The 12160-nt window shown below is 67.6% G+C and carries 12 protein-coding genes; 8 read left to right on the top strand and 4 right to left on the bottom strand.

All coding sequences use genetic code 11. The features are described from left to right. Positions 1–29 precede the first annotated feature (29 nt). The 8 genes from AC13GA_RS03795 (at position 30) to AC13GA_RS03760 (ending at position 8727) form a co-directional block, all read left to right on the top strand. The gene (locus tag AC13GA_RS03795) at positions 30–707 is read left to right on the top strand and encodes a Fe2+-dependent dioxygenase (RefSeq protein ID WP_426354109.1); all 678 of its coding nucleotides are present in this window, start codon (positions 30–32) and stop codon (positions 705–707) included. A 164-nt stretch (positions 708–871) separates the two neighbouring features. Beyond that, a complete protein-coding gene (locus AC13GA_RS03790; protein ID WP_426354111.1) occupies positions 872–1273 on the top strand; it encodes a hypothetical protein in 402 nt (133 codons plus the stop codon). 145 nt (positions 1274–1418) lie between these two features. Then, a complete protein-coding gene (locus tag AC13GA_RS03785) occupies positions 1419–3839 on the top strand; it encodes a TonB-dependent receptor domain-containing protein (RefSeq protein ID WP_482997548.1) in 2421 nt (806 codons plus the stop codon). 202 nt (positions 3840–4041) lie between these two features. Then, a complete protein-coding gene (locus tag AC13GA_RS03780) occupies positions 4042–4680 on the top strand; it encodes a PepSY-associated TM helix domain-containing protein (protein ID WP_014036268.1) in 639 nt (212 codons plus the stop codon). 26 nt (positions 4681–4706) lie between these two features. Next, positions 4707–5225, top strand: coding sequence for a DUF2271 domain-containing protein (locus AC13GA_RS03775; RefSeq protein WP_032975835.1), 519 nt, complete (start codon positions 4707–4709; stop codon positions 5223–5225). A 71-nt stretch (positions 5226–5296) separates the two neighbouring features. Then, positions 5297–6100, top strand: a complete 804-nt coding sequence (locus AC13GA_RS03770) for a DUF4198 domain-containing protein (RefSeq protein ID WP_482997547.1) — start codon at positions 5297–5299, stop codon at positions 6098–6100. Positions 6101–6154: 54 nt separating this feature from the next. Further along, a complete protein-coding gene (locus AC13GA_RS03765; protein ID WP_482997546.1) occupies positions 6155–7126 on the top strand; it encodes an FAD:protein FMN transferase in 972 nt (323 codons plus the stop codon). Further along, positions 7123–8727, top strand: coding sequence for a sulfite reductase subunit alpha (locus AC13GA_RS03760; protein WP_482997545.1), 1605 nt, complete (start codon positions 7123–7125; stop codon positions 8725–8727). Before AC13GA_RS03765 ends, AC13GA_RS03760 begins: the two co-directional genes overlap by 4 nt. A 110-nt stretch (positions 8728–8837) precedes the next feature. Here the strand turns inward: AC13GA_RS03760 and AC13GA_RS03755 are convergent, their stop codons facing one another. The 4 genes from AC13GA_RS03755 to AC13GA_RS03740 form a co-directional block, all read right to left on the bottom strand. Then, entirely contained in the window at positions 8838–9449 is a 612-nt protein-coding gene (locus AC13GA_RS03755; protein WP_295377295.1) for a HutD/Ves family protein, read from the bottom strand. Between the two features lie 34 nt (positions 9450–9483). Then, on the bottom strand, positions 9484–10209 hold the full coding sequence (locus tag AC13GA_RS03750; RefSeq protein ID WP_482997544.1) for a murein L,D-transpeptidase catalytic domain family protein: 726 nt from the start codon (positions 10207–10209) through the stop codon (positions 9484–9486). Between the two features lie 18 nt (positions 10210–10227). Then, on the bottom strand, positions 10228–11313 hold the full coding sequence (locus tag AC13GA_RS03745) for a L,D-transpeptidase (protein WP_482997543.1): 1086 nt from the start codon (positions 11311–11313) through the stop codon (positions 10228–10230). A gap of 352 nt (positions 11314–11665) precedes the next feature. Further along, positions 11666–11992: a ComEA family DNA-binding protein gene (locus tag AC13GA_RS03740; RefSeq protein ID WP_253079414.1), complete on the bottom strand. Its 327-nt coding sequence runs from the start codon at positions 11990–11992 to the stop codon at positions 11666–11668. Positions 11993–12160 lie beyond the last annotated feature (168 nt).

Here is a 12160-nt window from a genome sequence, read left to right as displayed (position 1 = left end):
CTCTCCCCCGCGTCAACGAAGGAACCGTCATGCTGCTGCACATTCCCGACGTGCTTTCACCCCAGGACGTGGCGCAGGCACGCAGGCAACTCGACGCTGCAGACTGGACCGACGGTCGCGAGACCGTCGGTGCACAGGGCGCGATGGTCAAGCACAATCTGCAGCTACCCGATGCATCTCCCCTGAAGGCGGAGCTGGGCAGGGACGTGCTGGCCGCGCTGAGCCGCAGCCCCTTGTTCTTTGCTGCCGCGCTGCCCCTGAAGATCCTGCCGCCGCGCTTCAACCGCTACAGCGGCGGCGGCACCTATGGCTTCCACGTCGATGGCGCGGTGATGAACCTGGCCAACGGCGAACAGCTGCGCTCGGATATCTCCTGCACCCTGTTCCTGTCCGCGCCGGACGAGTACGAAGGCGGCGAGCTGATCATCAGCGATACCTACGGCGAGCACGAAGTGAAGCTGCCGGCCGGCGACCTGATCGTGTATCCATCCAGCAGCCTGCACAGGGTCAACCCGGTCACCCGCGGCGCGCGCGTGGCCTCGTTCTTCTGGGTTCAGAGCATGGTCCGCGATGACGTGCAGCGGCGCCTGTTGTGGGAAATGGACGGCTCGATCGAACGCCTGCGGCAGACCGGCGGCGACGCCGAGGCGGTGCTGCAGCTGACCGGCGTGTACCACAACCTGCTGCGGCGCTGGAGCGAGGTCTGAGCCGGATCCGGCCGGCCTGCGACATTTTGGCAATCATTCTCATTTGCAACGGCTAACAGCTCTCATTACAATCACGCCCCGTTGATGCCGGCCGCTGCCGGCAGACCCTTGGGGACCCCCGCTTGCTGCGCCCGCTTCGCCCTCGTCCACTCATCCATCGCAAGATGGGCACCGCCATGCGCGGCCAGCGTCCCGCGCTGGCCAGCCTGCTGGCGTGGGTGGCGATGCTGGCCTTGCTGCTGGGCACCCTGCCGCTGCTGCCACACGGCCAGGCCGGAATGGCCGTGCAGATGCCGCTGGAAGAGCGCGGTGGCGAAGCGCCGCTGCAGGAAGAGGCACCGGCCAAGCTACGCCGCTGTGCTGCCGCTCCGGTGAAATCAGCCGAGAAGGCACGCCCGCCGTTGCTGCTGGCCAGCCACTGGCTGCGCACTGAGCTGGAACTCGTACCCGCCACGCCGGCCATGCCCGGCGTGCGCCCGGACTGGCCGCTGGCCGCTCCGGACACGCCCTGGGCCGATGCGCCCGGGCGTCGCCAGCAACGCGGCCAGGCGCCGCCGCTCGCCTGATCCACGGCCCGACGTGACCGCCCGCGCGGTCGCGCCTGCACGCCGCTGCCTGCCTCATCCCTGCCGCCCCTGACCGGGCCTTCCGTGCCTGCCGCGCCCTTCGCGCACGGCGTCGCACCACCCTGCATCCTTCGAGGTTACTGCCATGGCCCAGCGCCATCGTGTCCGTTCGTCCCTGTCCCGTACCCTGCTGACCAGCGCCGTGCTGGCGGCCATGGCCACCCCTGCCCTCGCCTACGGTGACGCTTCCGGCGCGCCACAGACGCTGGACAAGGTGGTGGTCACCGCCTCCGGCTTCGAGCAGAAGGTGGTCGATGCACCGGCCAGCATCAGCGTGGTCAGCCGCGAAGAACTCAGCAAGCGCCCGTACACCAACCTGGTCGACGCGCTGCGCGACGTTGAAGGCATCGACGTCGGCCTGGAAGCCAGCGACAAGAACGGTCGTGCCACCATCTCGATGCGCGGCCTGCCCTCCGAGTACACCCTGGTGCTGATCGACGGCCGCCGCCAGAGCAATGTCGGCCAGCTGTATCCGAACAACTTCGGCGGTGGCCAGTTCGCCTACCTGCCGCCGCTGGATGCCATCGAGCGCATTGAAGTGGTGCGCGGCCCGATGTCCACGCTGTACGGTTCGGATGCAATGGGTGGCGTGATCAACATCATCACCCGGCGCAACCAGGACAGCTGGCACGGCGCCATCACCCAGGGCTTCACCGTGCAGCAGGACGACCAGTTCGGTGATGCACGCACCACCGACCTGTACCTCAGTGGCCCGCTGCTGAAGGACCGCCTGAGCCTGGCGGTGCGCGGCAGCTACTACGACGCCAAGGCCTCCAATCCGGAATGGGAGGCGCTGACCCTGCCCGACGGCAGCCTGTGGGAACGCAGCATCGGCTTCGGTGGCGGCGGCAAGTCGGTGGCCAACACCAACTGGAACACCGGCGTACGCCTGGACTTCCACGTCAACGACGATCACGAACTGTGGCTGGACTACGACGTGTCGCGGCAGAAGTACGACAACAGCGAGGGCCAGACCGGCACCCTCGACAGCCTGGCCAGCCTGTGGCGCGTCGGTAATGCGGTCATCCCCAACCCGAACGGCAGCGGCACGGCCACCCGCCGCGTGGTGCAGCCGCGCGTGGGCTACACCGCCTACCAGCGCTACGAGCGCGACCAGTTGTCGCTGACCCACCAGGGCCGCTACAGCTTCGGTACCTGGCAGACCTCGCTGACCCACAGCAAGAGCAGCAACCTGGGCCGTTCGCTGCCGCTGACCCTGGACGAACGCGCCAACCTGCAGACGCTGTGGAATGACGTCTGCCGCCGCACCGGTGCCGCCAACAATTGTGCGGCTGGCCGCGGCAATGCGCTGACTGCCCTCAATCCAAGTGAAATGGCACGGCTGCAGGCGTTCCTGCCGCGTCCGCTGCGCACCATGGAACTGGAAGGCTACGTGCTCGACACCATGCTCGACCTCGACTTCGGCGCGCACAAGCTGACCGTTGGCGGCCAGTACAACGACACCGACATGATCGACGGCGTGTTCGGCATGGATGGCGCCGGTTACCGCAGCAACACCAAGCAGAAGCACCGCATGTGGGCCCTGTTCGCCGAGGACAACTGGTCGCTGACCGATACCCTCACCACTACCTTCGGCCTGCGCTATGACGACCACAACGTGTTCGGCAGCCACGTCAGTCCGCGCGGCTACCTGGTATGGAACGCCAGCGACGCGTGGACCTTCAAGGGTGGCGTCAGCACCGGCTACAAGACCCCGCGTCCGGACCAGCTGTTCCCGGGCATCACCGGCTTCGGTGGCCAGGGCGTGCTGCCGCTGGTGGGCTCGCCTAACCTGAAGCCTGAAACCAGCACCAACTATGAGCTGGCCGCCTACTACGAAGGCCAGCGCTGGGGCTTCAACGTGACCGGCTTCTTCAACAAGTTCGAGGACAAAATCGCCAGCGGCGGCACCTTCCCGAACTGCGAAGTGGCCCGCGCCGGCAGTGGCTACTGCGTAGACATCGGCCCGGGCTGGGCGGCGCTGGGCTACAGCACCTTCACCCAGAGCGTGAACATCGACAAGGCCGAGACCCGCGGTACCGAACTGGCCGCGCATGTCGACCTGCTCGACACCCTGCAGCTGCGCGGCAACTACACCTGGACCAAGAGCGAGCAGACCAGCGGCCCCGACAAGGGACGCCCGATCTCGGGCACCACGCCGGCAAAGCACATGGCCAACGCCAGCCTCAACTGGCAGATCAACGAAGCGGTCAGCCTGTCGCTGATCGGCGAGGGCCGCTACGACCGCTATCGCGACACCCTCATCGACAGTGCCGGCACCCGCCACGTGCGCTATTACGAGGACTACACGATCTTCCACCTGGGCGGCAGCTGGAAGGCCACGCCGTGGCTGACGGTCAACGCACGTGTCAACAATTTGTTCGACAAGGACTTCGTTTCACAGTCGTGCCTGCTGCTCAATCCCAGCGAGTTCAGCTGCGTGGACGACTACGCGACCAAGGACCAGCGCCGCAGCTACTGGATTTCGTTGAACGCGAAGTTCTGATCGCCGCGCACCGGTAGTGCCGGTCGCTGGCCGGCATTGCCCCGGTGGGTGCCGACCTTGGTCGGCACCACTTCATCCACGCATGGTGTGGATCTGCCGTATCCCGCCGTCGATCCGGCGGTGGGATACAGAACGACACGCAATTGCGAGCTATTCTCATCAATGATGTAATGGGCAGTCCCCGTCCGCCTCGAACCGTGCCGTGAGCCGTCCTGCCTCTTCCACCGTGCAGCAGCAACAGAACCGTGGCTTCTGGCTGCGGACGCTGCACCAGTGGCACTGGATCAGCTCGGCGGTGTGCCTGATCGGCATGCTGCTGTTCGCGGTGACCGGCCTGACCCTCAACCATGCGGCGAAGATCGAAGCCAAGCCGCAGGTGCAGAACCAGCAGCTGGAACTGCCGGCTGATCTGCTGGGCCAGCTCGGCACGCGCGAGGACGGCAACGCACCGATTCCGCGCCCGGCCAGGCAATGGCTGGACACGCAGCTGGGCATCGCCATCGGTGGGCGTCCGGCCGAGTGGTCGGCCGAAGAGATCTACCTGTCATTGCCGCGCCCCGGTGGTGACGCCTGGCTGAGCATCGATCGCGAGACCGGCGCGGTGGAGTACGAATCGACGTCGCGCGGCGTGGTGTCCTACCTCAACGACCTGCACAAGGGCCGCAATGCCGGCCCGGCGTGGGGTTGGTTCCTGGACCTGTTTGCCGTGGCCTGCCTGGTGTTCTGCATCACCGGCCTGTTCCTGCTGCACCTGCATGCGCGGCAGCGGCGCATGACCTGGCCGCTGGTCGGCCTCGGCCTGATGATCCCGCTGCTGATCGCCCTGCTGCTGATCCACTGACTTTCCTTCGTTTCCGGAGCCGCCCCATGCGCGTCACCCTGACCATCGCCCTCAGCGGCCTGCTGGCCACCTCGCCGGCTTACGCCACCACCCTCGACATCAACGTCGAAGTGCCCAAGCTCAACGTGGCCGAGTACCACCGCCCGTATGTGGCGGTGTGGCTGGAAGGCGCCGACCAGAAGGTCGCGGCCAACCTGTCGGTCTGGTACCAGCAGACCAGCAACAGCGAAGGCCATGGCACCAAGTGGCTGCCCGACCTGCGCCAGTGGTGGCGCAAGAGCGGCCGCACCCTGCAGGTGCCGGTGGACGGCGTGACCGGCCCGACCCGCCCGGCCGGCAAGCACGCGCTGTCGTTCAACGACAAGCAGCCGGCCCTGAAGCAGCTGGCCCCGGGCAACTACACCCTGGTGGTGGAAGCGGTGCGCGAAGTCGGCGGCCGTGAACTGCTGAAGATCCCCTTCACCTGGCCGGCCACCGCCGCACAGAACGGCCGCGCGCAGGGCGCCACCGAACTGGGCCAGGTCACCCTCGCCGTCAAACCTTAACCGCCTGACCGGGGTCAGAGCCCTTCCTGCGGAAGGGATCCGACCCCACCACCACCCCTGGAGTCTTCCGCATGAAGCGCACGCTCGTCCTCGCCGCCGCTCTGGCCGCTGCCCTTCCGTTCTCGGCCCTGGCCCACAAGGCCTGGCTGCTGCCCTCGCAGACCGTGATCGCCGGCAACGCGCCGTGGATCACCGTCGACGGTGCGGTCTCCAATGACCTGTTCTATTTCAATCACGTGCCGCTGCGCCTGGAGTCGGTGGTGATCACCGCGCCGGACGGCAGCACCGTGCAGGCGCAGAACGCCGCCACCGGCAAGTACCGCAGCGTGTTCGATGTCGAGCTGAAGCAGCAGGGCACTTACCGCATCGCGTCGGTCAATGACGGCCTGTTTGCCACCTACGAGCAGAACGGCGAGCGCAAGCGCTGGCGTGGTACCGCCGCCACCTTCGGCGAACTTCCCAAGGACGCGAAGAAGCTGGAAGTGAGCCAGTCGGTGGGCCGCGTGGAAACATTTGTAACCAACGGCGCACCAAACGACACTGCGCTTAAGCCGACCAACCGCGGCATCGAGCTGGTTACCGTCGGCCACCCGAACGATCTGTTCGCCGGCGAGGAAGCCACCTTCCGCGTACTGATCGACGGCAAGCCGGCCGCCGGCCTGGAGTTCGAGATCGTGCGCGGCGGCACCCGCTACCGCAACGCGCAGGACGAGCTGAAGGTCACCAGCGATGCCAAGGGCGAGATCAAGGTGACCTGGCCGGAAGCCGGCATGTACTGGCTGGAGACCGGCACCGAGGACAACAAGACGTCGGTGAAGCAGGCCGCCAAGCGCCGCCTGAGCTACGTCGCCACGCTGGAAGTGCTGCCGCAGTAATGACGTGGACCGCGATGCCGGGCAGACCCGGCATCGCATCTGCAGCACACCACCATGACCGATCCCCTGCTCGACATCGCCCGCCTCGGTGGCACCACCATGGGCACCACCTGGAACGTGTCGCTGGTCGCGTCGCGCCAGCGCGACCTGCATCCGCTGCATGCCGGCATCCAGGCGCGGCTGGATGAGGTGGTCGCGCAGATGAGCACCTGGGAGCGCGGTTCGGATCTGAGCCGCTACAACCGCGCCGACGCTGGCCAATGGTGCGCGTTGCCGGCCGAGACCCGCCACGTTCTGGCCTGCGCACAGGCCATCGCTTCCGCCAGTGGCGGCGCCTTCGATCCCACCATCGGTCCGCTGGTCGCACTGTGGGGCTTCGGTGCACATGCCGGTGAACGCCGCCAGCCCGACGACGCTACCCTGCAGGCCACGCGTGATCGCTGCGGTTGGCAGCGCCTGCAGTGGCAGGACGATGCGCTGCTGCAACCGGGCGGGCTGGAACTGGATCTCTCTGCTATCGCCAAGGGCTTCGGCGTCGATCACGTCGCTGCCTGGCTGCGTGGACAGGGTATCTCTGCTGCGCTGATCGAAGTCGGCGGCGAACTGGCCGGCTACGGCCGCAAGCCGGACGGCCAGCCGTGGCGGGTGCTGGTGGAGTCCGCACCCGAAGAAGACGCGCACACCGATACCCCGCCACGGGTGCTGGCGCTGGACGGCAAGGCGGTGGCCACCTCCGGCGATCGCTGGCACCAGTACCAGGCCGATGGCGAGGCCTACAGCCACAGTCTCGACCCGCGTACCGGCATGCCGGTGCGCCAGGTAGCCGCGGCAGTAACCGTGGTGGCCGACGACGCCATGCACGCCGATGCCTGGGCCACGGCACTGACCGTGCTCGGCCGTGACGCGGGCATGGCACTGGCCGAGCGCGAAGGACTGGCTGCGCGCTACCTGCAACGCGCAGCGGATGGTCCACGGGAATTTCTCAGCAGCGCCTTCCAGCAACTGCTCGACGAGCAGGGCGCATGAGCACCCGTCCGTCGCGCGCGTGGCTCGGCAACGCACTGGTTCTGCTCCTGCTGGCAGTGATCGGCTGGGCGCTGCTGCGCCTGCATCTCGGCGAAGCGTGGTGGCGGGGCGCACCACCGGCGCGGCAGTCGCAGATCGCGGTGCTCGCCACGGTGCTGTATGCGCTGGCCTGCGCGGCACTGTGGTGGCGCGGGCGCCCGCGCGACGATGCCGCAACCGGAGACACCCCACCGATCCTGCTGGTCTGGTCCAGCCAGACCGGCTTCGCGCGTGAGCTGGCCGAGCGAAGCGCCGAGGCCCTGCGCGCTGCCGGCCTGCCGGTACGCATGCGCGGCCTGCACGAAGTGGACACGGCGCTGCTGGCCAGCAGCCAGCGCGCGCTGTTCATCGCCAGTACCACCGGCGAAGGGGACCCGCCCGACCATGCCCTGCCCTTCCTGCGCGGGGTGATGACCATACCGCCGCCGCTGCAGCACCTGCACTACGGCGTGCTGGCTCTGGGTGATCGCAGCTATGGCCACTTCTGCGGATTCGGCCACCAGCTCGACCAATGGCTGCGCCAGCACGGCGCGCACCCGCTGTTCGATGCGATCGAAGTCGACAACGCCGATCCGGCGGCGCTGCGTCATTGGCAGCAGTTGCTGGGTCTACTCGGTGGTGGTGCCAGCGAACTGCCGGACTGGAGCCCGGCCGAGTACCAACCGTGGACGCTGCTGCAACGCGAGCACCTGAACCCGGGCAGCCCCGGCGGCCCCGTGTATTGGTTGCGCCTGCAGCCTCCCGCTGGCGTCGACGTGCAGTGGCAGGCCGGCGACATCGCCGAAATCGGTCCGCAGCACGCAGCCAACACCGCGCGTACCTGGTTGGATGCGCAGGGCTTCGATGCGGACACCGTGCTGGATGACGGGCAGACACTGCTGGCCCGTGTCTCACGCTCGCACCTGCCTTCGCTGGTTCCACCGGGCGACCTGCCTGCGTTGCTGGCGACCCTGCAGCCATTGCCGCATCGCGAGTACTCGATCGCCTCGGTGATGACCGACGGTGCGGTCGAGCTGCTGCTGCGCCGTCAGCTGCGCGCCGATGGCACGCCCGGCATCGGCAGCGGCTGGCTGTGCGACTACGCAGCCATCGGAGAAGCGGTGCAGCTGCGCCTGCGCCGCAACGACAATTTCCACGGCGTGGCCGCCGACGTGCCGCTGCTGCTGATCGGCAATGGCACCGGCATCGCCGGCCTGCGCGCGCACCTGCACGAACGCACGCGCAATGGTGCACGGCGCACCTGGCTGCTGTTCGGTGAGCGCACCGCCGCGCACGACTTCCACTTCGGTGAAGAACTGCAGGCGATGCTGGCCGACGGCAGGCTGGCGCGGCTGGATGCGGTGTTCAGCCGCGACGGCGACGCGCATCGCTATGTGCAGGACCGGCTGCTGGCCGAAGCGGCAACGCTTCGCCAGTGGGTCGATGAAGGCGCGACGATCCTGGTCTGCGGCAGCCTGCAGGGCATGGCCCCGGCGGTGGATGCAGTGATCGAGCAGGTGCTGGGCGCCGCGGGCAAGGAAGCGCTGCTGCTGGCCAGTCGTTACCGGCGCGATGTGTATTGAGGTCGCCGCATCCTGGTGGGTGCGAACCGCCTTCTGGTGGGTGCGAACCTTGGTTCGCACCATGACGCGGTATCGGCGGCCGCATCCACACACGGCTCGGCTCTACACGGTCATGCCGCCATTGCCGCGCTGACCCGTATCGCCAACAACTCGCCGCCTCCCTGCAGCGCATGCCGTTGCCGCTCACCGGCCGCCAACCACGCGGTATCGCCCGCCTGCAGCGCCGGCAGGCCACTGTCGGCACCAAACTCCGCCTGCCCGGCCAGCAGATGCAGCGCCCAGGCCACACCCGGTTCGCAGAAGAAGAACATGGCGCCCACCAGCGGCCGGTGCAGCAGCTCGGCCTGCAGCAGCTCGCGCTTCCACATCAGGTTGAAGTCGTGGGTGGTGCCATCGATCAGTTCGCCGTGCAGCGCTTCCTCACCGGCAAAACGCACGCGCCCGTGCGGTGGCAGCACCTCGGCCACACGGCCAGCGTCGAAGCGCAGGCGCACACCATTGCCCTGCAGCAGCACCAGCTCACGCTCCACGCCGGGGAAGGCAGAGAACGCGGCATCCTGCTCGATCTCGGCCACCGACAGGCGCAGCGCCCAGTCATCGCCCTGCGCCGGCAGGCGCAGGATCTCGCGGGTCCAGCCAAGTCCATTCCGCCAACGTTCGCGGCGGTAGTCCAGGCTGGAGATCACCTGGCTCGGAGTGTGCAGCAGGGAGTCGATGTTCATCCGCGCATTGCATCATGCCGCGCGCCGTCGTGCATCACCGCGTGGCGAGCGTGCCCTGGCCACCGCACTCGCCGGCCAGCAGCTGCGAGTGCTTCAACCAATCCTGGTCGGGGTAGTAAGCAAACACCATCGTGCCGCCACGCAACGCATCGATCAGCGGCTTGGCCACCGACAGCCGCACCGCCGGGCAACCCAGGCTGCGGCCCAGCCGCCCCTGCAGCTGCGCGGTAGCCGGGTTCACGTACGACGCACCATGGATGACGATGGCTCGGTCACGCGCGCGGTCGTTGAAGCCCGGTTCCAGCCCGGCCAGGCGCAGCGAATAGCCGTTGCCGCCCATGTAGGTCTCCTGCGCGGTGAACGCGCCGAGGCTGGACATGAAACTGCCATCGCGGTTCGAGAAGTGCTCAGTGCGGTTCTCGCCGCTGTTGCGGCCATGCGCCACCCATTCCTCGAACAGCAAGCGCTGGTGGGCCAGGTCGAACACCCACAGGCGCGGCTCGGTGGACGGCCGCGAATAGTCGATCACGCTGAGGCGATCGCCATTGATGCCCAGCTCCGGCCGCTGCAGCGCGCAGCGCATGGCGTGCGCCGCCAACTGCAACACGTGGCGGTCGGCCTTGGGCGCACTGCGCGACAGCAAGGCAGCCAGATCATCGGCGCTGGTGGCAAGGGCGGGCGTCTGTGCCAGCGCCGGGGCGCTGGCCGAGGTCGCCAGCAGGCCGAACGCGGCCAGCCGGCACAGGCGGGATGCAGTCATGGGCACAACGGGGGGGACTCAGTTGCCCTTGAGGGTGGACCCTGGCGGCTCGGATTCCAAGACCGGCTGCATTCCGGATTCAGCCGGGCTTGGGCGGACCGCCGGCAGCGAGGTCACCAGCAGGGTCGTGCCCGGCACCAGCACCTGGTACAGCTGGCGGGCGAAATCGACCGGCAGCGCCATCGGCAGCGAAGGCGTGGCCAGCAGGTCCGGGGTGGCCTGGGCACGGTCCTGGCCCAGCAGCGGATAGGCGGTCCACTGGTGCAGGCGCTGCTGTGCATCAAGCGGGCTGGGCGTATCGCTGTAGCCCTGGCCCATCACGAACAGCGTGGTGCCCTGGAATGCCGGCAGCGCTTCAGCCTTCAACGGCGACTCACCGATCATCACGCCATCGCGCAGCACGTACAGGCGCTGGTCGTGCAGGCTGACCAGGATGCCCACCTGGCCACTGGGTGCGGCCGCATCATCCCACCAGGCCTTGTCGGGAGCACCGCCCTCGCCTTCCGGCAGGGCCTGGCCGCGTGCATTCACCGGCGCCAGCACCGCCGGATAGGCCAGCGTCATCGGCGCGCTCTTGGCATCGGCCACGACCACCGTATCGCCGCGCTTGGTTTCGCTGAACAGCTTCTGGGCGAAGGCCTGCGGCAGGCGCACGCAGCCATGCGAGGCCGGGTGCCCGGGCAGGCTGCCGCCGTGAAGGGCGATGCCGTCCCAGGTCAGCCGCTGCATGTACGGCATGGGTGCGCTGTTGTAGAGGTTGGAGCGGTGGTCCTTGTCCTTCTGCAGGATGGTGAACACACCGGTCGGCGTCTCATGGCCGGTCTTGCCCGAGCTGATCGTGGTCAGGCCGATGGCAATGCCATTGCGGTACACGTAAGCCCGTTGCTCATCCAGGCTCACCACCAGCACGATCGGTCCGGTCGGCGAGATTTCCGGATGCCACAGGTACTCGCCCGGCTTCAGGTCGGTCGGTCCGCGCACTTCGGAGGTGCTGGCTGCGGCAGCTGCAGGTTTGGCAGCCGACGCCGGCGCAGCGGCATGGGCCAGCAGCGGCAGGGCCAGTGCGAGGGCGAGCATCAGGGTCGTGGGGCGGTGCGGAAGCATCCAGCGGGGGTCCTTTCCATGCGGAGCGGCCACCGTACACCATCGGCCTGTGGTGGCCGCGGCAAAACCAGGCGCCGGAAATGAAACTGCCCGGCGACACAGCCATGTGTCGTACCGGGCAATCGTTACGTCCTTGTCGGCCTGCTGCTGCCCCCTCGCATCCTGCGCTGTGGGGGTAGCGTTGCATCCTGCACGCGGCCGCGTCTGTCCTGCTTGTATCTCAGCCCCTTCCACAGGTCTGTGATGCCACCATCCTGGTGATTGGTGCCGCGTCCTGCGGCGGTCGGTGGTCACGGCCTTCCTGTCCGCGACCGGTGAACCAGCTTCCTGCCGGTTCCGACGATTCCTGCTGTCAACGCCTGGGTACGGTTCGCACCGGTACCGATCCGGGTACCGGATCCGCCGGCAACAACCTGTTGCCTACGGTGATCCGCTGTCGATTCCGTTCGACGATTGCTTTCCCTATCCCCTTCACCTGCGTCAGGTCCTCGACGCGATGAAACGGGCCGTGTCTGCGCCGGTGCTCGACGATCGCCTCGGCCTTGGCGGCTCCGACCATCGTCAATCCCTGCTGCAGCGCCTGGACATCGGCGCGGTTGATGTCGATCGGTTCGGCGGCATGCGCCCCAGCGATCCACATGACCAGCACCAGTGCCCTCAACACGACACTCCAAGGCACGACGTGTATCTCCTTGTGATTCTGGCCGTCCCGACCGGCAATCCCGTCGGTAGGAACAGTGTCCGTCACCACATGCACACAGCCTATCGGTTTCCTGGATTTCTAAAAGCCAGCCAAATACCCGACGTGATGTAGGAAAAACCCTACCCGGGCCACAGGCGTAGAATG

The organism is Stenotrophomonas sp. 22DLJC03, assembly GCF_056861405.1.
The sequence above is the reverse complement of the archived record's forward strand: the minus strand, read 5'-3'. Positions and strand labels throughout refer to the sequence as shown.

What these genes read in the sequence shown, in the direction of transcription:
- AC13GA_RS03795 (WP_426354109.1), top strand. Translation starts at nt 30, where the DNA reads ATGCTGCTGCACATTCCCGACGTGCTTTCACCCCAGGACGTGGCGCAG.
- AC13GA_RS03790 (WP_426354111.1), top strand. Translation starts at nt 872, where the DNA reads ATGGGCACCGCCATGCGCGGCCAGCGTCCCGCGCTGGCCAGCCTGCTG.
- AC13GA_RS03785 (WP_482997548.1), top strand. Translation starts at nt 1,419, where the DNA reads ATGGCCCAGCGCCATCGTGTCCGTTCGTCCCTGTCCCGTACCCTGCTG.
- AC13GA_RS03775 (WP_032975835.1), top strand. Translation starts at nt 4,707, where the DNA reads ATGCGCGTCACCCTGACCATCGCCCTCAGCGGCCTGCTGGCCACCTCG.
- AC13GA_RS03770 (WP_482997547.1), top strand. Translation starts at nt 5,297, where the DNA reads ATGAAGCGCACGCTCGTCCTCGCCGCCGCTCTGGCCGCTGCCCTTCCG.
- AC13GA_RS03765 (WP_482997546.1), top strand. Translation starts at nt 6,155, where the DNA reads ATGACCGATCCCCTGCTCGACATCGCCCGCCTCGGTGGCACCACCATG.
- AC13GA_RS03760 (WP_482997545.1), top strand. Translation starts at nt 7,123, where the DNA reads ATGAGCACCCGTCCGTCGCGCGCGTGGCTCGGCAACGCACTGGTTCTG.
- AC13GA_RS03755 (WP_295377295.1), bottom strand. Translation starts at nt 9,449, where the DNA reads ATGAACATCGACTCCCTGCTGCACACTCCGAGCCAGGTGATCTCCAGC.
- AC13GA_RS03750 (WP_482997544.1), bottom strand. Translation starts at nt 10,209, where the DNA reads ATGACTGCATCCCGCCTGTGCCGGCTGGCCGCGTTCGGCCTGCTGGCG.
- AC13GA_RS03745 (WP_482997543.1), bottom strand. Translation starts at nt 11,313, where the DNA reads ATGCTTCCGCACCGCCCCACGACCCTGATGCTCGCCCTCGCACTGGCC.